The organism is Pseudomonas sp. WC1 (assembly GCF_050586565.1).
In the GTDB taxonomy this organism is placed as follows: domain Bacteria; phylum Pseudomonadota; class Gammaproteobacteria; order Pseudomonadales; family Pseudomonadaceae; genus Aquipseudomonas.
The window spans coordinates 13545-32992 of record NZ_JBOBDQ010000048.1 but is presented as its reverse complement, the minus strand read 5'-3'; the positions used below and the strand labels follow the sequence as shown (position 1 = coordinate 32992).

Below are 19448 nucleotides of genomic sequence, written 5' to 3'. Positions count from 1 at the left end.
TTCCGGCGGGATCAGATCGCCTGCACCGCCAGCAACTCCGTCAACACCTCGGCCAGTGCCTTGACCATCACATCCGCCGTGGGCCGGTGCACGATGACGATTTCGTAGCTGTCCACCTCCGGCAGCCCCTGCTCGATGCCCAGCACCCGGTGCTCGAGCAGCGCCGCCCGCGGCGGCAGCAGGCTGATGCCCATGCCGTCGGCCACCGCCGCCTGGATACCGCTGAGGCTCGAGCTGGTGAAACTGATGCGCCAGCGCCGGCCCATGCCTTCGATCGCGCTGATCATGTCATCGCGGTACAGCCCGCGTGGCGGAAAGGTCACCAAGGGAATCGGGTCGAGATCGAAGGACGGCATGCGCGCACTGTCGATCCATTGCAGGCGCTCCGGCCAGCAGGCCACGCCCTCGCGGCTGTTGCGCCGCTGCTTGAGCAGCACCAGGTCGAGCTCGCCGTTGTCATAGGCCTGGCTGAGATCGCGGCACAGCCCGCTGGTGACTTCCAGCTTGACCTGGGGGTGCTGCCGGCTGAACGCGGACAACGCATTGGTGGTGCGCCCGCCGACGAAATCCTCCGGCACGCCCAGGCGCACGGTTACCCCGACCATGGCCCCGGCCAACGCCTCGAGCATCTGGTCGTTGAGGGCCAGCATGTGCCGGGCATAACCGAGCAGGGTCTGCCCGGCATCGGTGGGCAGCACATCGCGGTTGCCACGCACCAGCAGGCGGTGGCCGACCATGTCCTCGAGGCGGCGGACCTTCTGGCTGATGGTCGACTGCGTGGAATGCAGGCGCGCCGCGGCGGTGGTGAAACTGCCGCAGTCAGCCACCACGACAATGGCGCGCAACAGGTCGAGGTCGAACAAGGCCCTATTTGGTTTTACGCTGGCAGACATCTTGATATTCGACTTCTGAATGACAAGCCTGACTTCTACCACGGGTACCGATACCCGGCAACATGCGCAAATACACTGGGCTCCATCCAGATTATTCACTTCTGCTACAAACACAGGCGCCCTAGCATGGACCCTCGTCCTATCAGGAGCCGACCACCATGCGCCTGCCGCTCACCGCCTTGCTGCTGACCCTGTCCACCAGCCTTGCCAGCCACGCCGAGACCCCCGCCATGAACACAGCGTTGCTCGATGCCGCCCGCCGCGGCGATGCCCCTGCCGTGCGCCAACTGCTCGACCGGGGCGCGCAGGCCGATACCCGCAACGACCAGGGCCAGACCGCGTTGCTGGTGGCCACCCACGCCAATGAAGTGGAAGCCGCCAAGGTACTGATCGAGGCCGGCGCCGACGTCAACGCCAAGGACAACATCAGCGACAGCCCCTACCTGTACGCGGGCGCACGGGGGCTGGACGACATCCTGCGCCTGACCCTGGCCCATGGCGCCGACCTGAAGAGCACCAACCGCTACGGTGGTACCGCGCTGATCCCGGCCGCCGAACGCGGGCATGTCAGCACCGTGCAGTTGCTGATCGCGGCCGGTGTCGATGTGAACCACCTCAACCGCTTGCACTGGACCGCGCTTCTCGAGGCGGTGATCCTCGGCGATGGCGGCCCGCGACATGTGGAGATCGTGCGCCAGTTGCTGGCGGCCGGGGCGGACCCGCTCATTGCCGACAAGGACGGCGTGACCGCGTTGGAGCATGCGCGCCTACGCGGTTATCGCGAGATGGTCGCCTTGCTGGAAAGCCCCAGGCGCCGCTGACGCGCCCGCTATTCCACAGTCTCGAACGGCAGCCCCACATAGTTCTCGGCGATATTCGCCAGCCCCGCCGCCGACCCCAGGTAGTACTCGCGGTCGGCCGCCTGCATCTTGCGGTCCCAATCATCCTGGTGCTCGCCGAAGTCATGCAGCAGTTGGGTCATGAACCAACTGAAGCGCTCGCCCTTCCATACCCGCCGCAACGCCATGGGCGAATACTGCGCCAGCAGGTCGGTGCGCCCCTCGCGGTAGACCTTGACCAGGATCCGGTACAGGTAGTTGACGTCCGAGGCTGCCAGGTTCAGGCCCTTGGCGCCGGTAGGCGGCACGATGTGGGCGGCGTCGCCGACCAGGAACAGGCGGCCATGCTGCATCGGCTCGACCACCAGGCTGCGCAGCGGCGCGATGCTTTTCTCCAGCGCAGGCCCGGTCACCAGTTGCTCGGCCACCGCCTGTGGCAGCCGCGCCTTGAGCTCGGTCCAGAAGCGTTCATCGGACCAGTCCTCCACCCGCTCTTGCAGCGGCACCTGCAGGTAGTAGCGGCTGCGCGTCTGCGAGCGCTGGCTGCACAGCACGAAACCGCGTTCGTGATGGGCGTAGATCAGCTCATGGTTGACCGGCGGGGTATCGGCCAGCAGTCCCAGCCAGCCGAACGGATAGACCCGCTCGTACACCTTCAGCACGCTGGCCGGGATGCTCTGCCTGGCCACGCCATGGAAGCCATCGCAGCCGGCGATGTAATCGCACTCCACCCGGTGCTGGCGGCCATCCTTGTCGAACGTCAGGTAGGGCCGCGGCCCCTCGATGTCATGGGGCTGGACATTGTTGGCCGCATAGATGATCGGTGCCCCATTCTGCTCGCGAGCCTGCATCAGGTCGCGGGTGACCTCGGTCTGGCCGTAGACCATCACCGTCTTGCCACCGGTCAGTGCCTTGAGGTCCAGACGCTGGCGATGGCCACCGACCAGCAACTCGACCCCTTCATGGACCAACCCTTCGCGATCCATGCGCTGGGCCACGCCGGCTTCGCGCAGCAACTCGACCGTGCCCTGTTCGAGTACACCGGCGCGAATCCGCCCCAGCACATAGTCCGGGGTCTGACGCTCGACGATCAGCGTGTCGATGCCGGCGTTGTGCAGCAGTTGGCCGAGCAGCAGGCCGGACGGGCCGGCGCCGATGATTGCAACCTGAGTCTTCATTGTTGTTGTCTCACGATGACGATGCCGGCTTTGCACTGGCAATGGCCGCGCATCTGCTGTTAGGGTTTGCACCTGTATTTTTACTGCTGAAAAATGTGCAGAACGTGCGAAATCCTTTTTGAAAACTGCACTTTCCTGAAATTCGTTCGATTAACGGACAGGTCCCACCCCATGCACAGCCCCATGCACAGCCCCCTTCCCGGCATCCCGTTGTTCCAGCTGTATGGCGAGCACCGTGCCTGGCCGGATACCGACCTGCTGCACTGCGAGTCGATCCCGGCACGCAGCCGTCTGCACCACTGGGAGATCAAGCCGCACCGGCACGCAGAACTGTTCCAGCTGCTCTATGTGCAACGCGGCGAGGTGCAGGTGGAGATCGAGGGCGAGCGCCGGGTGATTCGCGAGGCGGCGATCCAGGTGGTGCCGCCGCTGACTGTCCATGGCTTTCGCTTCAGTGCCGATATCCAGGGGCATGTGCTGACGTTCGGCACGGCCTTGGTGGTCGACCTGGAAAAGCGCCTCGGCGCTCCCCTGAGCGTACTGGCGGCGGCGCGGTGCTACCCGCTGGGCAAGGACCGCGTGCGCCTGCACGGCCTGATCGACACGCTGCAGCAGGAGTACCAGGGCTGCGCCCCGGCCCGCGGCCCCATGCTGCAGGCACTGGTCACCGCGCTGATGGTGTGGATCAACCGCCAGCAAGCCGCCTTGCCAGCGCGCAGCCAGGACGAACGGGACCAGCAGTTGCTCGGCCGTTACCTGCGCCTGGTCGAGGCGCATTACCGCGAACACCTTGCCGTGGACGATTTCGCCGCGCGCCTGGGCATCACCAGCCTGCTGTTGAACCAGCTGTGCCGGGCGCTGGCCGGGCAATCGGCGTTGCAGGTGATCCACCAGCGCCTGCTGCTCGAAGCACGGCGCAATCTTGCCTACACGCGCATGAGCATCGGCCAGTTGTCCGACAGCCTGGGGTTCAGCGACCCGACCTACTTTGCGCGGTTCTTCAAACGGCTCGACGGGCAGACGCCCAAGGCCTACCGCAAGTCCGTGAATGCCTGAGCGGGCCGGCGAGCGCAGCCCTTGCTTGACGTATACGTCAACCTGGCATTAGGTTACTCGCATTCCCTCCCCCGAGCGCAAGCATGAGCAGCCAGACCTACAGCATTTCCGACCTGTCCCGCGAACTGGACATCACCACCCGCGCCATCCGCTTCTATGAGGAGCAGGGTCTGCTCAGCCCTGAACGACGCGGCCTGGAACGCATCTACTCGGCCCGCGACAAGGTCACGCTCAAACTGATCCTGCGCGGCAAGCGCATCGGTTTCTCGCTGGCCGAATGCCGTGAACTGATCGAACTCTACGACCCCTCCGGCGGCAACCAGAAACAGCTCACCAGCATGCTGGCGAAGATCGCCGAACGCCGCGCCCAGCTCGAACAGCAGATGCTCGACATCCAGCAGATGCACCTGGAGCTGGACACCGCCCAGGAGCGTTGCGAGCAGGCCCTGGCCGCCACCCTGAACCCGCCGCACACCCACCGTTGATCCGCCACAGGAAGCCCGCCATGTCATTGCCCAAGAATGTCCGCCTGGTCGAAGTCGGCCCGCGCGACGGCCTGCAGAACGAAGCCCAGCCCATCAGCGTCGCCGACAAGGTGCGCCTGGTGGACGACCTCACCGACGCCGGGCTCGCCTACATAGAAGTGGGCAGCTTCGTCTCGCCCAAATGGGTCCCGCAGATGGCCGGCTCCGGCGAAGTGTTCGCCGGTATCCGTCAGCGCGAGGGGGTCACCTATGCGGCGCTGGCACCCAACCTGCGCGGTTTCGAGGATGCCCTGGCCGCCGGGGTGAAGGAAGTGGCGGTGTTCGCGGCGGCTTCCGAAGCGTTCTCCCAGCGCAACATCAATTGCTCGATCAGTGACAGCCTCAAGCGTTTCGAGCCGATCATGGAGGCCGCCCGCAGCCAGGGTGTGCGGGTGCGCGGTTATGTCTCCTGCGTGCTCGGCTGTCCCTACGAGGGACGCATCAGCGCCGAGCAGGTGGCACCAGTGGCCAAGGCCCTGCATGACATGGGCTGCTATGAAGTATCGCTGGGCGACACCATCGGCACCGGCACCGCCGGTGACACCCGCCGCCTGTTCGACGTGGTCTCGGCTCAGGTGCCCCGCGCGCAACTGGCCGGGCACTTCCACGACACCTATGGCCAGGCGCTGGCCAACGTCTATGCCAGCCTGCTCGAGGGCATCAGCGTGTTCGACAGCTCGGTGGCCGGCCTGGGCGGCTGCCCCTACGCCAAGGGCGCCACCGGTAACGTCGCCAGCGAGGATGTGGTGTACCTGCTGCAAGGGCTGGGCATCGACACGGGCATCGACCTGGACCGACTCATCGCCGCGGGCCTGCGTATCAGCGAAGTGCTCGGGCGCGTCACCGGATCGCGGGTGGCGAAGGCCCGCGGCATTCGCTGAGTCACACGGTTGTCACACAGGTGTGGGTGGAGTGTTACCGCCTACACGCTGTGCAGAAGAAAATCGGGTAACAGGGAAACAATTCGACAAATTTTCACGTGCCAATCCACTCTGCAAAATCACCAAGCCATTGATTTTAAAGGGTTTGTAAAAGTTGGCACGCCACCTGCTATATCTTTTGGCATAACAAGAACAAAAAACGCGATACCCAATAAAAACAACAGTAAACGGCTCTGACATAACAAGAACAACACGGCAGAGGCGTAGCAAGCAGATTTTTTTGGAGTCGACGTGCATTCCAGGGGTTCCGGCCCCGCAACCTGGCAAGAACAATAAAACTACCTCCGAGGTAGCGGCAGTCAAGGTTGGATCACGTTGGATGAACGCAGGTCAGCGCTCAAAAAAATACGTTTGCTCTTGGCCCCGGTTGGGGGCCCCGCAGTGCAGAGACGACAGCCGACAAAAACAACAACAGGCCAGTCTCCAATAATAAGAAAAGAGCAGGCAACAACGCTTATGAGGGGAGCTTCGGCTCCCCTCAGTGCTTCCTGCCCTCCTCCTCCTCGCGCTTGTCCTCATGCTCGCCTTCGACCTTGTCCACCAGCAACGGCATGCTTGCCAGCACCAACAGCGCCAGCACCGTGCTGATCAGTGCCGTGGCCTCGCGCCCCATCCCTGCAGCCGTGCCGATGGCGGCGGTCATCCATAGCCCGGCGGCGGTGGTCAGGCCCTTGACGTGACTGGTGTCACGGCCGTTGCCCTTGAGAATCGTGCCCGCGCCGAGAAAGCCGATACCGGCGACGATGCCCTGGATCACCCGGCTCAACGCCTGCTCGTCCGCCCCGGCCATGCTCGGCGCCAGGACGAACAAGGCCGCGCCCATGGACACCAGCATGTGCGTGCGCACGCCGGCCGACTTGCCCTTGCTCTCGCGCTCGAAGCCCAGCACCGCCCCCAGCAAGGCCGCCATCAGCAGGCGGATGAGGATCCGCGAGACCTCGCGCTCGTCGGCAACATCGGCGAATTCGGTGTGCAACGTCGCCAAAAAGGCTTGCCAGAATGCTTCCATCGGATGTCTCCAGAGATCCCGCCGAACAGGTCTCAAGGAGTGTAGGTGGATTGCTCAGGCGTGAAACCCTGCAACTGCTCCAGCCAGTACGCCACGTCCAGTTCGTCGATCTGCTCGGGGCGCAGGAAGCGCTCGGCATATTGCCGGTACACCCCGCTACTCAGGAACAAGCGCAGCAACTGCCCGTCGACATGCTTGTCCCGCGCCATGAACACCAGGATCTTCACCGACTCGGACAGGGTCTTCGGCGCCTTGTAGGGCCGGTCCGCCGCGGTCAGTGCCTCAAAGATGTCGGCGATCGCCATCACCCGCTCGGGGATGCTCAGCGCCTCCTGGCCAAGCCTGCGCGGGTAGCCGCTGCCGTCCAGCTTCTCGTGATGGTTGCCGGCGATTGACGGCACGCGCCTGAGCTGGCGCGGGAACGGCAGCGCGCTGAGCATGATGATGGTCTGCACGATGTGCTCGTTGATCTTGAAGCGCTCTTCGTCGTTGAGCGTGCCGCGGCGGATCGACAGGTTGTACAGCTCGCCGTGGTTGCTGGCATGGGCCGGCAGGCGCATGTCGAAACCCCAGTGGTTGCGCGGGTCGTCCTTGGCCACAGGCGGCGTACGAGCGCCCCAGGGCACCCGGTGCTCATCGCGGTCGGCAAGCAGGGGCTCGTCCACTGGCAAGGTTGCCGCCGAGGTGTCGGTGAACCGCGCTGCCTCGTCGCGGGAGATGCCCAGGCGGTTGTCGAAGTGCCGCCGCCAGCGGCGCTGGCCGATAGTGCGCAGGCGCTCGATGTCGGCCTCCTGCATGAACTCGCCACCGATGTTGGCGTTGGCGACGAAGGCGAAGTCCTCCTGCAAGGTTGCCCGGCATGCCTCCAGCGTGCGCCGCAGCGCCGGTTCATCATCGCCGTTGGCGACGCCTTGCCAGTAGGCGACCTCGGCATCGCGCCAGAGCACCTCGAAGCGCATGCGCACCTCGTGGATGCGGTTGTACAAGGTCTCGAGCTTGGTCGCCTTGTCCACCACGTATTCGGGGCTGGTGATCTTGCCGCAGTCGTGCAGCCAGGCGGCCACGCGAAATTCGTAGCGCTCGGCCTCGCTCATGTTGAAGTCGGCATAGGGGCCGCTGTCAGCCTGCACGGCCTGGTCCAGGAGCATCTGCGCCAGTTGCGGCACCCGTTCGCAATGGCCGCCGGTATAGGGGCTCTTGGCGTCGATGGCGTCGGCCAGCAACTTGATCATGGCGTCCAGCAGGCGTTGCTGGGCCTCGACCAGCTGACGGGTCTCGATGGCCACGGCGGCTGCACCGGACAGTTCCTCGACAAAGCGCTGGAACGGTTGGCCCACGGCCGCGTTCGCATCGGCGAGTTGCAGCACCAGGATGCCGAGCAGCGCCTGGCCGCGGTCATTGAGCACCACCGCCAGGCTGCGCCCTTGCCATGCGAGGGCTTGGGTCACCGCGCTGGCCAGGTCCTGCCGCTCGCCTTCAGGTAGCGTCAGTTCCTCGGGGTAGTCATGGCCGCGACTGGCGGCGGCCAGGCGCAACCGGCTGTTGTCGTCGTACAGATACACCGCACCGGCACTGACGCCCGCTGCCGCCACCAGGTGATTGAGCACGCCGTCGAGCATGCTTTCGAGTTGAGTCTCGCGGCTCAACGTAAGGGTGATCGCTTGAAAGTTGCGGATGGTGCCGGACATACGGCTCAGCACCCGGCTCAGCTCACGCACTTCGCAGACCCGCGAGACAACGCCCACCTCACGGCTGAAATCGAAACTGGCCAGGCCCTGCACCTGCTCGGTCAGCCGGCGCAACGGACGGCCGATGCGTCGGCCCAGCAGCCCGCCAAGCAACAACAACACAGCTGCCACGGCTACGGCCCAGAGCAATTGCTCGAACAGCACCTTGCGCGCCCCGGCCAGCAGTTCGTGGGCCGGCACGGCGATCAGCACCTGCAGGTCCTGCCCGGCTATGGAGGTAAGCGGCAGGCGCATGCCGTACCAGGTCTGCCCCTCGACCTGGTACGGCTGCGGGCTCGCGCCCTGGGGCATGTCGGCGTAGATATGCGCAAGGCTGCCGATGCCCAGCTCGCCGATGCGCGACAGGCGCACGCTCTCACCCTCGCGCACGACAACCCGTTGCAGTTCCGGGTAGGCCACTACGTTGCCCTGATCGTCGACCACGGCGATCTCGGTGCCGGCGGTGATGCGCAGGTCGCGGCTCTCGCTGGCCAGGTCATTGACCGAGACATCCATGCCGATCACCGCCGTGCCCTCGGCGCTGCGCTGGGCCATGGTCAGGCCGATCTCGCGGGTGGTAAAGAATACGTAGGGACGAGTGAGTACGGTCTCGGGCTGCGCGCTGGCTTCGATGAACCAGGGCCGTTGGCGTGGATCGTATTGGTAGTCGGGCTTGCTCTGGCGCTGCAACAGGGTCAGTAGCGAGTCATAGAAGCGCCACTCGCCCTGCATCGCGCCATCGGCGCCCTGGGTGACGGTCTGCACCAGGAACGCCGTGTCCGCCGGTGCCGCGAAACGCTGCAACAGCTGCGGGTCGCGCAAGCGGCGGACCAGCAGGAATTCACCATTGGGGTAACCGACGTAGGCGGCGCTGAGCATGCGGTTGGCACGCAGGCTCTCGACCAGTTGCGGCAATTGCTCGAGGCGCTCGGCCAACGTACCCGACGCCGGGCTGACGGCCAGCAGGCGAATGCTGCTCTGCACCGGGTCGACCAGGCGCCGGGCGCGCTCGTCGATAGTTCGGCCGACTTGCTGGGCGGCATCGCCGGCGGCGGCCACCAGGGCCTGGCGCACGCCCAGGTAGCCTTGCCAGGCCAGCGCCGCGCCCAGTGCCAGCATGCCCAGCATGATCGCCAATGCCACCAGCCACTGCAGGGAAATGCTCCGGCCACGGTTGTTCATGGCCGTCTACTTCGAGCGGACACCCGTCCAGCCATCTGCCTCATCAACGCGCAGCCCATCCCAGTTACTCCCGTGTGGCGATTTCCACAGTGTAATCAGCCCATGCGAACGTGCCGGCCCGAGATATCCGCTGGCCGAGAGACAGCCAGATAGTGGCATGATGCCATGCAAGACTGCATGCACTTTTCCGGAGCGATTGCAGGGCGCGGTTAGATGAAACAATCCATCGTATACAAAACAAGCGAATTCTGTTTACACTGCCTCGCGCCTACGACAACGGTCATCGCCGTTGCGTATTGCGACAGGCTCAAGCCATGCGACATCCACTACCGCCCGCCTTCACCGGGCATCCTTCCCGAATGCCGCTTGCCGCATTCGCCTTGTCACCGTCTGCCCACCTGCCCGATGCGCCCGCCATGGCGCAGCCTTCGCACGTGCGCGGTGAACCGTTCGCCCCTGTCATCGACGCCCGGCCACGCCGCGTCGCCTGACGGCCCTGGTGCGCCCGGCCCATGCACCAGGCGCCTCTCTACAATCAGAAAACACATCCCAAACGGGAGGGGACACACATGCCCAAGACCCTACTGGTCAAGAACGCCGAACTGCTGGTGACCATGGACGGCGAACGCCGTGAAATCAAACGCGGTGGCCTGTACATCGAAGACAACGTGATCCGCCAGGTCGGCCCCAGCGAAACGCTGCCGCAAAACGCCGACGTGATCCTCGACATGACCGGCAAGGTGGTCATCCCGGGCCTGGTCAACACCCACCACCACATGTACCAGAGCCTTACCCGCGTGGTGCCGGCGGCCCAGGACGGCGAGCTGTTCAACTGGCTGACCAACCTCTATCCGATCTGGGCGCGACTGACCCCGGAGATGATCGCGGTCTCGACCCAGACGGCCATGGCCGAACTGATCCTCTCGGGCTGCACCACCTCCAGCGACCACCTGTACATCTACCCCAACGGCTGCAAACTCGACGACAGCATCCACGCCGCCGAGGAAATCGGCATGCGCTTCCACGCCGCTCGCGGCAGCATGAGCGTCGGCCGCAGCCAGGGCGGCCTGCCGCCGGACTCGGTGGTGGAAAAGGAAAGCGACATCCTCAAGGAATCCCAGCGTCTGATCGAGGATTACCACGACGCCAGCCATGGCTCGATGCGGCGCGTGGTGGTGGCGCCCTGCTCGCCGTTCTCTGTCAGCCGCGACCTGATGCGCGAAGCAGCGGTCCTGGCCCGGGAGTACGGCGTGTCGCTGCATACCCACCTGGCCGAGAACGTCAACGACATCGCCTACAGCCGCGAGAAGTTCGGCATGACCCCGGCCGAGTACGCCGAGGACCTGGGTTGGGTCGGCCACGATGTCTGGCACGCCCACTGCGTGCAGCTCGACCAGCACGGCATCGAGCTGTTCGCCCGCACCGGCACCGGGGTCGCCCACTGCCCGTGCTCGAACATGCGCCTGGCCTCAGGGATAGCGCCGATCCGCAAGATGCGCGACCACGGCGTGCCGGTGGGGCTGGGGGTCGATGGTTCGGCATCCAACGACGGCGCCAGCATGATCGGCGAAATACGCCAGGCCTTGCTGCTGCAACGGGTCGGCTTTGGCCCGGATGCGATGACCGCCCGCGAAGCGCTGGAAATCGCCACCCTGGGTGGTGCCAAGGTGCTCAACCGTGACGATATCGGTGCCCTGGCACCGGGCATGGTCGCCGACTTCGTCGCCTTCGACCTTGGCCATGTGGCCTATGCCGGCGCCCTCCACGACCCGCTGGCGGCGCTGGTGTTCTGCACCCCGACCCACGTCGACACCAGTGTGATCAACGGGCGCGTGGTGGTTCAGGACGGGCGCATCGCCACCGTTGACTTGCCGCGGGTATTGGAGCGTCACAACCAGCTGGCGCGGCAGTTGGTCAGCGGCGAGTAGCACAGCCGCTCCCGCGCCAGGCTTCGCGATCAGCTCAAGGGCCTGCTATGGAACAGCCATCCCCCTGAGCCGCTGCGCCAGTTCCAGGGCCACCCGCCCGCTGGCCGGCGTGGGCATCAGCTGGGTGAACGGGATATCGATCATGCGGTTCTCGCGCACCGCCCGCAGGCTCGAGAGCACCGGGTCGCGGGTCAGCAGCTGACGCTTGCGGCTGGCCGGCGACCACAGGGCGTCGGCCAGCAGGATCACGTCGGGGTCGCTGCTCAGCAGCGCCTCGCGGTTGATCGTCACGCGGTACTGGTCGATTCCGGCAAGCACATTGCGCGCCCCGGCGGCGGCCAGCAACGGCGTGACGAATCCGCGCCCGCCTTCGCTGTCCAGCCCCCGCACCTCGCTGTCGAGGTAGAACACCGACAGAGGCTTGCCGCTGGGTGCGATCGCCCTGGCCTGCGCCAGGTCGTTCTCCATCGCCTCGATCAACGCCTGCGCCCTCGCCTGTCTGCCCAACAGCTCGCCGAACACAGTCAGGTCACGCCGGACATGGCCGTAGTAGTCCAGCGAGTGGCCGTTACAGGCCGACTCGAGCAGGTAGGTGGCAATCCCGTTGCCGGCCAATCTGCTGCGCGAGGTGATCCCATCGCCAAATGCCGTGGCGAATCCGCCGACCACCAGATCCGGCCTTTGCGCGTACAACACTTCGCTGGCCGGATACTCCCGGGCAATCACTGGCACACCTTGGTAGCGGCCCTGCTTGTAGGCGGCGCCGTTGTCGTCCAGGTAGGCCACCCCGACCATCGACGGACCCGCGCCGAGGGCGAGCAGCAGGTCGGCCGCGTGCTGATTGAGGGCGACGATACGCGCAGGCGCCGCAGCGGGCCGTTGCCAGTCCTGCCCGCAGTTGCGATAGCTGTCGGCCAGGGCTGGTGCGCCACAGCACAAGGCGAGGGACAGTAGCCAGGCTTTACGCATCGCACGCCCTTCCCTTGATCAACAGTCCTTCGGCGATCCTTCCTCCCTGCAGATGCGTTTCCACCAATTCCTCCACCTCCCGATCATCACGTACCCGATACCAGCAGCCGTCCGGATGCACCGTCAACACTGGCCCCAGGTTGCAGGGAAACTGGCAACCGGTGCGGGTCAGCAGCACGCCGCCCGGGGTCTCGATCAGGGCACGCTCCAGCAGCAGCCGGCGCAGGCGTTTCCATAGCGGCAAGGCGCCGCGCCGCACGCAGCGGGGGCCGGTGCAGAGGAACACCTGGCGAGCATGCTCGGGCACCCGTGACCAGTCCGGGTCGCTGGCCACCGCGTTGACCTGGTCGCACGCCAGGTGGCGCACAGGTTCGCCGATGCTGGCACAGGCCACTCGCGCATCCAGGCCGCGCCGCCCCAGGGCCTGGGCCGTGACCCAGACGCCGGCCCGACCTTGCGCCAGGCGCCCCAGCTCATCGCGCAGCCAGTCAAGGTAGGCGCTGTCCGAGGTGGGTTCCAGGTCCACCACCAGCAGGCGTTCCACGCCCTGGTCGAGGGCCTCGCGGATCACCGCCCAGAGCCCGTCGAACCCCTCCAGGGTGTCGACGATATCCCGGCCCGCCTCGTGGCCACGCAGGTCACGAATCTCGGCGCCAAAAGCTTCCGCCGCCGAACCGCCACCCAGGCCGGGGCCGACGAACAACACGCGCTGGTAGTCCATGCTCACGCCCCTCAGAAGGTGTAGGTGTAGCGCAGTTCGCTGGTGGACGGCCGCCCGAGATTGTCAACGTTACTCGCCCGACTGGTGACATAGTCGCGGTCGAACAGGTTCTCCACCAGCAGGCTCAGCCGGTGCTGGCGGGCGCCGTCCAGGTAGCGATAAGCATCGGCGTCGACCACCGAGTAATGGCCGTAGTCGACGCCTTTGGAGCTGACCACGTCGCGGATATAGCGAATGGCGCCCCCGGCCCCCCACCTGCGATCCGCCGATTCGTAACCGAGCCGCGAACGGGCGAAGAAACTCGGCACGTCGTTGATCGTTGCCCCGGTGCGCGTCTCGGTGAGGTTGCGGGTCATGTCGGCCTGCAGGCTCCATTGGTCGTCGAGCTGGATACGCGCATCGGCCTCGAAGCCACGCATCTGTACCTGCCCCTGGCCGTTGACCCACTGGCTGCCGTCCAGGGTGATCAAGTCGGTGATCTTGCGGCGGAACACGGTGACGCTGGCGCTGAATTCACGCTCCAGCAGCAGGCCGTGGTAGTCCAGGCCAAGCTCGGCATTGCGGCTCTTCTCGGGCTTGAGGTCACGGTTGCCGATCTCGTCACCAGGCTCGTTGACGAACAACTGCTCGGCATTGGGCAGCTTGTAGGCGCTGCCATACTGGCCGCGCAGTTGCCAGTTGTCGTTCAGGTCGTACAGCGAGGTGAGCATGCCGACGGTGGCGCTGTCGCCGCCGCTCATGGCCTCGTGGCGCAGGCCGAGGCTCGGGTGCCAGTTGGGCAAGGTCTCGATCCTGGGCCGCAGTTGGGCGTACAACGCATTGGCCTGGGCCTCGTTGTCATCGATCACCAGCACGTCGTCCTGGCCCTTGAACCACTGGTTGTCGGAACCGAACACCAGCACGTGGCCACCGTCGAGTTCGGCCTTGCCCTCGGCCTGCACGCCCCAATCGGTGAAGCCCCAGTAGTCGTTGTGGTTGACCACATCGCGGGAGCCGTCGGCGCGGTTGTTGATGCGGGTGTAGCGGGTGTCCCAGTCGTTGACGTGCCCCTTGACGAAGTAGCTCAGGCGCTCGCTGATGCGCTGTTCGAAGGTGGCCGTGGCGATCTGCTGCACGCGGTCATTGGTGGTCTTGTAATTGTTCACCGGTCGGGCGAAATCGAGGTTGGCGTCGGTGTACTGGTAGAACAGCTCCAGCCGCGCATCGTCGCCAAAGGCCTGGATCGCCTTGCCGCCGAAGGTGGTCACCTCGTAGCCGCGTTTCTTGTCACTGACGTTGCCGCTGTAGTCGCGGTTGCGAAACGGCTGGTAACCGTCGGAGACGTTGTGGCTGACATAGGCCAGCAGGCCCAGGTCGCCGAAGCCATTGCTGAAGATCCGCTCGACGCGGGCGTCCTTGCTGCTGCCGGCGAAGCTGTCCAGGCCCAGGTTGACCTCACCTGAAGCCTGACGGCGTTGCGGGCTGCGGGTGACGATATTGATCACCCCCGCCACGGCCTGGGTGCCGAACAACAGGCTCTGGCCGCCCTTGAGCACCTCGATACGCTCCACCGCGTTGGCCGGCAGGGTGTCCAGGTACAGGCCGCCGTACAGGCGGTTGTTCAGGCGTACACCGTCGAGCAGGATCAGGGTGTCGTCGTTGCGCCCGCCGAGCAGCGAGTAGGTGCCGTAGTCGAACGGGCCGTTCTTCGGCGCGACGTAGAAGCCGGGGATGAACATCTGCATCACCCGGGTGATGTCGGCGCCGGGGCCGGCGCGCTCGATCTGCTCGCGGCTGACGATCTCGACCTTGCTGCCGTACTGGGCCATGGCGGCGACCGTGGTCGACTCCACCGACGGCGCGGCGACGATCTGCTGGTCGAGGATCAGGGGGGTGTTTTCGGCCAGTGCCAGGGGGCTGGCCAGGCAGCCCAGGAACAAAGTCCGGGCCTTGGGGAAACGACGTCGGGAGTGAATCACAGCAATCATGCTCTTCTCGAAAGTGACTTTCGCAGAAGCACGCAGGAGCACGGATCGCGCACACGCCAATACCGGCCCATGCCCGCCCACCGCAGGAGTTTGCCTACAACATTCCAGGCCGGTCTCCGGGCTCGCAAGACAAGATGTCTTCACCTTCCCATGACGCGCGGGCCACAGTGGTCTGTCGAAGGCATCACTTGCATACCGTTGCGGGGGCAGCACCGGACTGGCGCGAAGCGCGTACCGGTTTCCCGTTTCACCCCATGCGCGGCGGCATGGGACACCTGAAATCGGTCGGCATCTGAACACCTTGGGGCAAGGTGCGTCAAGCAAAGGCCGGTGAATCGTTTCGCGTGTTTTTTATCTGCCAATCACTCTAGGCAGATGTGTCAAAAGTTGTAGAATCCGCACGCCTAACCCATTCCCATTCCCTTCGAGCTTTGCCGATGAAGCTGGCCCGCCACACACGATCGCAAGTCGCCTGGGTGCTGTATTTCAGCATCCTGTTCGGCTCGTTGCTGTGCGCCATGGGCCATGGACAGATGGCAGGCTTGCGCCTGGCCGGCCTGGATGACGCCGCCTGGTGCGCGGCCGACAGCAGCGGCGTGTTCAAGGGCGACCAGGACGTCACCGACCCGGTGCTGCCCGCCGGCGGCGACTGCGTGATCGCCAGCCTGTTCAGCGCCACCCTGCTGGCGGTGTTCTTCGGCCTGCTGGCCCTGCTCGCCGGGGAGTCGAGCAAACCCTTACCCAGACAACCCGCGCCGACCCTGCCCAAGCAGCGCTGGCCCCTGGTCAATCCCCGCGCCTCCCCCGCCTCGCTTCTCGCGTTCTGACATCGCCACGCCCGAGTGCCGCCTGATCGGCAGCGGGCGTGCGCCCACCGATTTCAGCCAGGAAGCCTTGCATGTTCCGCATGACCACTTTGGCGCTGCTCGTTGGCAGCGCAACCTGCGCCTGGGCGCAGGATGACACCCTGACCCTGCCCGCCAGCAACGTCACGGCCACCGCCGCCCCCAAAGAAGCCACCACCCTGGACCTCGACCGGCCTATCGAAAGCGGCTCGCGGCTCAACCTCAGCGCCCGCGAAAACCCGGCCTCGGTCAGCGTCGCCGACCGCAAGAACATGGAACGCATCGGCGCGCGCAACTTCCAGGACGCCGCCAACGCCCTGCCCGGGGTCAACGCCTCGGCACCGCCCGGCTGGGGCGGCTACGTGTCGTACCGTGGTTTCAACGGTGCCCAGGTCAGCCAGTTGTTCAACGGCATCAACCTGCAGTACGGCGCCGCCGGGCGCCCGGTCGGGGCATGGATCTACGACCGTGTCGAACTGCTCGGCGGGCCGTCGTCGTTCCTCAACGGCAGCGGCGCCGTGGGCGGCAGCCTGAACATGATCACCAAACTGGCCAACCGCGACGAGGACACCTTCGAGGGCCGCGTCAGCTACGGGCGCTACGACACGATGGAAACCTCGGTCGGCTTCAACAAGGCGCTCAACAGCGGTGACGGCCCACGCCACTACGCGCGGCTCGACTACAGCCGCACCAGCACCAACGGTTACATCGACCGCCAGGAGAACGGGGCAGGCAACCTGGCCTTCTCGCTGCTCAGCGACATCAACGACCAGCTGTCGCACACCCTGGCCATCGAGTACCTCGAAGAGAAGGAAGACAGCCCCTACTGGGGCGCGCCGGTGCTGCAACCGGCCAGCGGCACCCTGCACATCGACAAGCATCACCGTTTCGACAACTACAACGTCGAGGACGGCCGCTACGAGCAACGCACCCGCTGGCTGCGCTCGATCACCGACTACCGCATCGACGACAGCAACCAGTTGCGCAACACCTTCTACCACTACAACGGCCAGCGCGATTACCGCAACCTCGAGGTGTACCGCTACAACCCCGGCAACACCGCCATCGCCCGCTCCGGCGGCTACCGCCAGCGCCACGACCAGGAGGTCAACGGCAACCGCGTCGAGCTGACCCACCAGGGCCAGCTGTTCGGCCTGGCCAGCGACTGGGCGTTCGGTATGGACTACAACCGCAACCAGCAGACCGCCTACCCGTTGTCCAAGGGCGCGTTCGACAGCATCGATCCCAACGGTTTCCAGCCCGACCACTTCCTCGACATCCCTGGCATGGACGCTCCACGCGCCAAGGGGCGCAGCACCACCACCGACACCACTGCGGGCTTCGTCGAAAACCGTACCCGCCTGACCGACCAGCTGTCGCTGGTCACCGCGCTGCGCTACGACCATATCGACTTCGACGTGGTCGACCACGTGACCCGGGCCAAGCTGAATCGGCGCTGGGATGCCTTCACCGGGCGCCTGGGGCTGGTCTACGACCTGACCTCCAATGTCAGCCTTTACACCCAGTACAGCACCTCGGCCGAGCCTCCAGGGGGCTCGCTCACCGGCGCCTCGCTCAGCCAGGTCGGCGACTTCGACCTGAGCACCGGCAGGCAGGTTGAAGTGGGCAGCAAGTTCGACTTCCTCGACGGGCGCGGCTCGGCCACCGCGGCGGCCTACCGCATCGTGCGCAAGAACATCTCGGTGCCCTCCTCGACCGTGCCCAACACCACCGAGCAGGCCGGCCAGCAAACCTCCACCGGCATCGAGCTGGCGGCGTCGTTCAAGGTCACGCCCAAACTGCTGGCGGCGGGCAACTTCAGCTGGGTCAACGCCGAATACGACGAGTTCAACGAGAACATCGGCGGCGTGGTGTACTCGCGCAAGGGCAAGAACCCGGTGAACATCCCCGACCGGGTGGCCAACCTCTGGCTGACCTACGACCTGGCGCCGGGCTGGCAGGTCGGCGCCGACGCCCGCTACGTCTCGGCGGTCTACGCCAACACCGCCAACACCCAGTGGGTGCCTTCGTACACCGTCTACGGACTGTCGATGACCCACGACCTGGACCAGCACGTGCAACTCAGCGCCCGCCTGCGCAACCTCACCGACGAGGTCTACGCCCGCTTCATCCACCAGACCAACACCCAGTACTACCTGGGTGAGCCGCGCAGCCTGGAAGTCGCTGTGCAGTGGCGCTACTGATGGGCCTGAAACGCCAGCTGTACCTGTGGCATCGCTGGCTGGGCATCGTCGCCTGCCTGTTCATGGCGCTGTGGTTCGTCTCCGGAGTGGTCATGCTGTATGTCGGCTACCCCAAGCTGACCACGGCCGAGCGCCTGGCCCACCTGCCGGCCTTGCCGGCGGGATGCTGCGCCGAGTTGCCGGCGCAATGGGCTGAGCAGCCGTTGAAGGCGTTGCGCCTGACCAGCCTGGGCGGGCAACCGTACTATTTGCTGGAGCTGGCGGACGGTCGCCGCGTCACCCTCGATGCCGCCAACGGCGAGCCCCTGGCCAACGCCGACGCGGCCTGGGCCCTGGCCAATGCCCGGCAGTACGCCGGCAGCGCGGCATTGGCTTACCAGGGCACGCTGGACGAGGACATGTGGACCCACTCCCGGGCCCTGGACAGCGATCGCCCCTTGCACCGGGTGCAAGTGGACGATGCGGCCGGCACCTGGCTGTACCTGTCCGGACGCACCGGCGAGGTGGTGCGCGATGCGAGCGGCCGCGAGCGCGCCTGGAACTGGGTCGGCGCCTGGTTGCACTGGCTCTATCCGTTGCGCGGCGGCCTGGGCTTCGACAATGGCTGGCGCACACTGGTGATCGGCCTTTCACTGCTCGGCACGCTGATGGCGCTCACGGGCATCGCGGTGGGCCTCCTGCGCCTGCGCTTGCGCAAGCCTTACCGTAGCGGATCGTGCAGCCCCTACCCCGGCGGCTGGTTGCGCTGGCACCACATCGGCGGGCTGCTGTTCGGTGGGGTGCTGGTGCTGTGGGTGTTCAGCGGGTTGATGTCGATGCGCCCCTGGGGCGTGACCGACAGCCGCTCGCAGATCGCCTTGCAACAAGCGCCGCTGCGTGCCACCGACCTGCAACTGCCGATTGCCACGGCACTGGCCCGCTTGCGCGACGAAACCGGGTTCGCCGCAGTGGAGTTGCAATGGCAACGCCTGGCCGACGTCACCTATGCAGTGGCCCGCAGCGCCGACGGAGACAGCCGCATCCTTGAAGCACACGCCCCGCCGGCGCGTACCTTCAGCCGGGAAAGGCTGCGGGCGGCCGCGCAAGCGATGGCTCCGGGGGTGACGGTGGCGGATGACTGGCAGAGCGCCTACGACTTCCACTACTTCGCCCGCGAGCCACAGAGCATGTACGGTTCCCAGGCGCGTCCACAGCCCGTGCTGCGCCTGCGCTTCGCCGACGCGGCGGACACCTGGGCCTACCTGGACCCTGCCAGCGGCACGCTGGTGGCCAGCCACGACCGGGCGCAACGTGCCGGGCGCTGGTTGTTCAACCTGTTGCACAGCTGGGATTGGCAACCGCTGCTGGCGCGGCCGCTGTTGCGCGAAGGGTTGATCATCGGCCTGAGTAGCGGCGGCCTGGTGATAGCCCTCAGTGGTGTGGTACTGGCCTGGCGACGCCTGCGCAGGACGCTTCGGTAGCGTCA

The 19448-nt window shown here is 65.8% G+C and carries 15 protein-coding genes and 1 riboswitch; of the genes, 8 read left to right on the top strand and 7 right to left on the bottom strand.

The features are described from left to right. Positions 1-11 precede the first annotated feature (11 nt). Positions 12-893: a LysR substrate-binding domain-containing protein gene (locus ACQ4OD_RS19855; protein WP_023631572.1), complete on the bottom strand. Its 882-nt coding sequence runs from the start codon at positions 891-893 to the stop codon at positions 12-14. A 158-nt stretch (positions 894-1051) separates the two neighbouring features. Here ACQ4OD_RS19855 and ACQ4OD_RS19850 point away from each other — a divergent pair, with 158 nt between their 5' ends. After that, positions 1052-1714, top strand: a complete 663-nt coding sequence (locus ACQ4OD_RS19850) for an ankyrin repeat domain-containing protein (RefSeq protein ID WP_198755595.1) — start codon at positions 1052-1054, stop codon at positions 1712-1714. 8 nt (positions 1715-1722) lie between these two features. On the opposite strand, the gene pobA is transcribed toward ACQ4OD_RS19850, so the two are convergent. Continuing rightward, positions 1723-2910, bottom strand: coding sequence for a 4-hydroxybenzoate 3-monooxygenase (gene pobA / locus ACQ4OD_RS19845; protein WP_430944801.1), 1188 nt, complete (start codon positions 2908-2910; stop codon positions 1723-1725). A 183-nt stretch (positions 2911-3093) separates the two neighbouring features. Between pobA and ACQ4OD_RS19840 the strand changes: the two genes are divergently transcribed. The 3 genes from ACQ4OD_RS19840 to ACQ4OD_RS19830 all read left to right on the top strand — a co-directional run bounded on the left by ACQ4OD_RS19840 (position 3094) and on the right by ACQ4OD_RS19830 (position 5371). Then, positions 3094-3966, top strand: a complete 873-nt coding sequence (locus ACQ4OD_RS19840; RefSeq protein ID WP_258601165.1) for a helix-turn-helix domain-containing protein — start codon at positions 3094-3096, stop codon at positions 3964-3966. 83 nt (positions 3967-4049) lie between these two features. After that, the gene (locus ACQ4OD_RS19835; protein WP_023631568.1) at positions 4050-4451 is read left to right on the top strand and encodes a MerR family transcriptional regulator; all 402 of its coding nucleotides are present in this window, start codon (positions 4050-4052) and stop codon (positions 4449-4451) included. Positions 4452-4471: 20 nt separating this feature from the next. Further along, positions 4472-5371, top strand: coding sequence for a hydroxymethylglutaryl-CoA lyase (locus ACQ4OD_RS19830; protein WP_430944800.1), 900 nt, complete (start codon positions 4472-4474; stop codon positions 5369-5371). Positions 5372-5909: 538 nt separating this feature from the next. Here ACQ4OD_RS19830 and ACQ4OD_RS19825 read toward each other — a convergent pair. Beyond that, entirely contained in the window at positions 5910-6440 is a 531-nt protein-coding gene (locus ACQ4OD_RS19825) for an MgtC/SapB family protein (RefSeq protein WP_102684996.1), read from the bottom strand. Positions 6441-6472: 32 nt separating this feature from the next. After that, positions 6473-9349: an HD domain-containing phosphohydrolase gene (locus tag ACQ4OD_RS19820; RefSeq protein WP_430944799.1), complete on the bottom strand. Its 2877-nt coding sequence runs from the start codon at positions 9347-9349 to the stop codon at positions 6473-6475. A 569-nt stretch (positions 9350-9918) separates the two neighbouring features. On the opposite strand from ACQ4OD_RS19820, the gene ACQ4OD_RS19815 reads away from it, so the two are divergent. Further along, positions 9919-11277, top strand: a complete 1359-nt coding sequence (locus ACQ4OD_RS19815) for an 8-oxoguanine deaminase (RefSeq protein ID WP_430944798.1) — start codon at positions 9919-9921, stop codon at positions 11275-11277. 45 nt (positions 11278-11322) lie between these two features. On the opposite strand, the gene ACQ4OD_RS19810 is transcribed toward ACQ4OD_RS19815, so the two are convergent. The 3 genes from ACQ4OD_RS19810 to ACQ4OD_RS19800 are packed head-to-tail and all read right to left on the bottom strand — an operon-like array spanning position 11323 to position 14934. After that, positions 11323-12246, bottom strand: coding sequence for an ABC transporter substrate-binding protein (locus tag ACQ4OD_RS19810; protein ID WP_198755592.1), 924 nt, complete (start codon positions 12244-12246; stop codon positions 11323-11325). Beyond that, entirely contained in the window at positions 12239-12967 is a 729-nt protein-coding gene (locus ACQ4OD_RS19805) for a (2Fe-2S) ferredoxin domain-containing protein (protein ID WP_430944797.1), read from the bottom strand. The genes ACQ4OD_RS19810 and ACQ4OD_RS19805 overlap by 8 nt, the downstream gene beginning before the upstream one ends. An 11-nt stretch (positions 12968-12978) precedes the next feature. Further along, complete coding sequence (locus ACQ4OD_RS19800) at positions 12979-14934, bottom strand: TonB-dependent receptor plug domain-containing protein (protein WP_430944796.1); 1956 nt, start codon at positions 14932-14934, stop codon at positions 12979-12981. Positions 14935-15024: 90 nt separating this feature from the next. After that, positions 15025-15228: riboswitch (cobalamin riboswitch) on the bottom strand. 143 nt (positions 15229-15371) lie between these two features. Between ACQ4OD_RS19800 and ACQ4OD_RS19795 the strand changes: the two genes are divergently transcribed. The 3 genes from ACQ4OD_RS19795 to ACQ4OD_RS19785 all read left to right on the top strand — a co-directional run bounded on the left by ACQ4OD_RS19795 (position 15372) and on the right by ACQ4OD_RS19785 (position 19443). Continuing rightward, positions 15372-15761, top strand: a complete 390-nt coding sequence (locus tag ACQ4OD_RS19795) for a DUF2946 family protein (RefSeq protein ID WP_102685002.1) — start codon at positions 15372-15374, stop codon at positions 15759-15761. A 71-nt stretch (positions 15762-15832) separates the two neighbouring features. Further along, positions 15833-17983, top strand: coding sequence for a TonB-dependent receptor (locus tag ACQ4OD_RS19790; protein WP_430944795.1), 2151 nt, complete (start codon positions 15833-15835; stop codon positions 17981-17983). A 5-nt stretch (positions 17984-17988) separates the two neighbouring features. Beyond that, on the top strand, positions 17989-19443 hold the full coding sequence (locus ACQ4OD_RS19785) for a PepSY domain-containing protein (RefSeq protein ID WP_430944808.1): 1455 nt from the start codon (positions 17989-17991) through the stop codon (positions 19441-19443). The last annotated feature ends 5 nt before the right edge of the window (positions 19444-19448 follow it).

Excerpts from the sequence above, each read along its gene's own strand:
- ACQ4OD_RS19855 (WP_023631572.1), bottom strand. The coding sequence starts at position 893 with ATGTCTGCCAGCGTAAAACCAAATAGGGCCTTGTTCGACCTCGACCTG.
- ACQ4OD_RS19850 (WP_198755595.1), top strand. The coding sequence starts at position 1,052 with ATGCGCCTGCCGCTCACCGCCTTGCTGCTGACCCTGTCCACCAGCCTT.
- pobA (WP_430944801.1), bottom strand. The coding sequence starts at position 2,910 with ATGAAGACTCAGGTTGCAATCATCGGCGCCGGCCCGTCCGGCCTGCTG.
- ACQ4OD_RS19840 (WP_258601165.1), top strand. The coding sequence starts at position 3,094 with ATGCACAGCCCCCTTCCCGGCATCCCGTTGTTCCAGCTGTATGGCGAG.
- ACQ4OD_RS19835 (WP_023631568.1), top strand. The coding sequence starts at position 4,050 with ATGAGCAGCCAGACCTACAGCATTTCCGACCTGTCCCGCGAACTGGAC.
- ACQ4OD_RS19830 (WP_430944800.1), top strand. The coding sequence starts at position 4,472 with ATGTCATTGCCCAAGAATGTCCGCCTGGTCGAAGTCGGCCCGCGCGAC.
- ACQ4OD_RS19825 (WP_102684996.1), bottom strand. The coding sequence starts at position 6,440 with ATGGAAGCATTCTGGCAAGCCTTTTTGGCGACGTTGCACACCGAATTC.
- ACQ4OD_RS19820 (WP_430944799.1), bottom strand. The coding sequence starts at position 9,349 with ATGAACAACCGTGGCCGGAGCATTTCCCTGCAGTGGCTGGTGGCATTG.
- ACQ4OD_RS19815 (WP_430944798.1), top strand. The coding sequence starts at position 9,919 with ATGCCCAAGACCCTACTGGTCAAGAACGCCGAACTGCTGGTGACCATG.
- ACQ4OD_RS19810 (WP_198755592.1), bottom strand. The coding sequence starts at position 12,246 with ATGCGTAAAGCCTGGCTACTGTCCCTCGCCTTGTGCTGTGGCGCACCA.
- ACQ4OD_RS19805 (WP_430944797.1), bottom strand. The coding sequence starts at position 12,967 with ATGGACTACCAGCGCGTGTTGTTCGTCGGCCCCGGCCTGGGTGGCGGT.
- ACQ4OD_RS19800 (WP_430944796.1), bottom strand. The coding sequence starts at position 14,934 with ATGATTGCTGTGATTCACTCCCGACGTCGTTTCCCCAAGGCCCGGACT.
- ACQ4OD_RS19795 (WP_102685002.1), top strand. The coding sequence starts at position 15,372 with ATGAAGCTGGCCCGCCACACACGATCGCAAGTCGCCTGGGTGCTGTAT.
- ACQ4OD_RS19790 (WP_430944795.1), top strand. The coding sequence starts at position 15,833 with ATGTTCCGCATGACCACTTTGGCGCTGCTCGTTGGCAGCGCAACCTGC.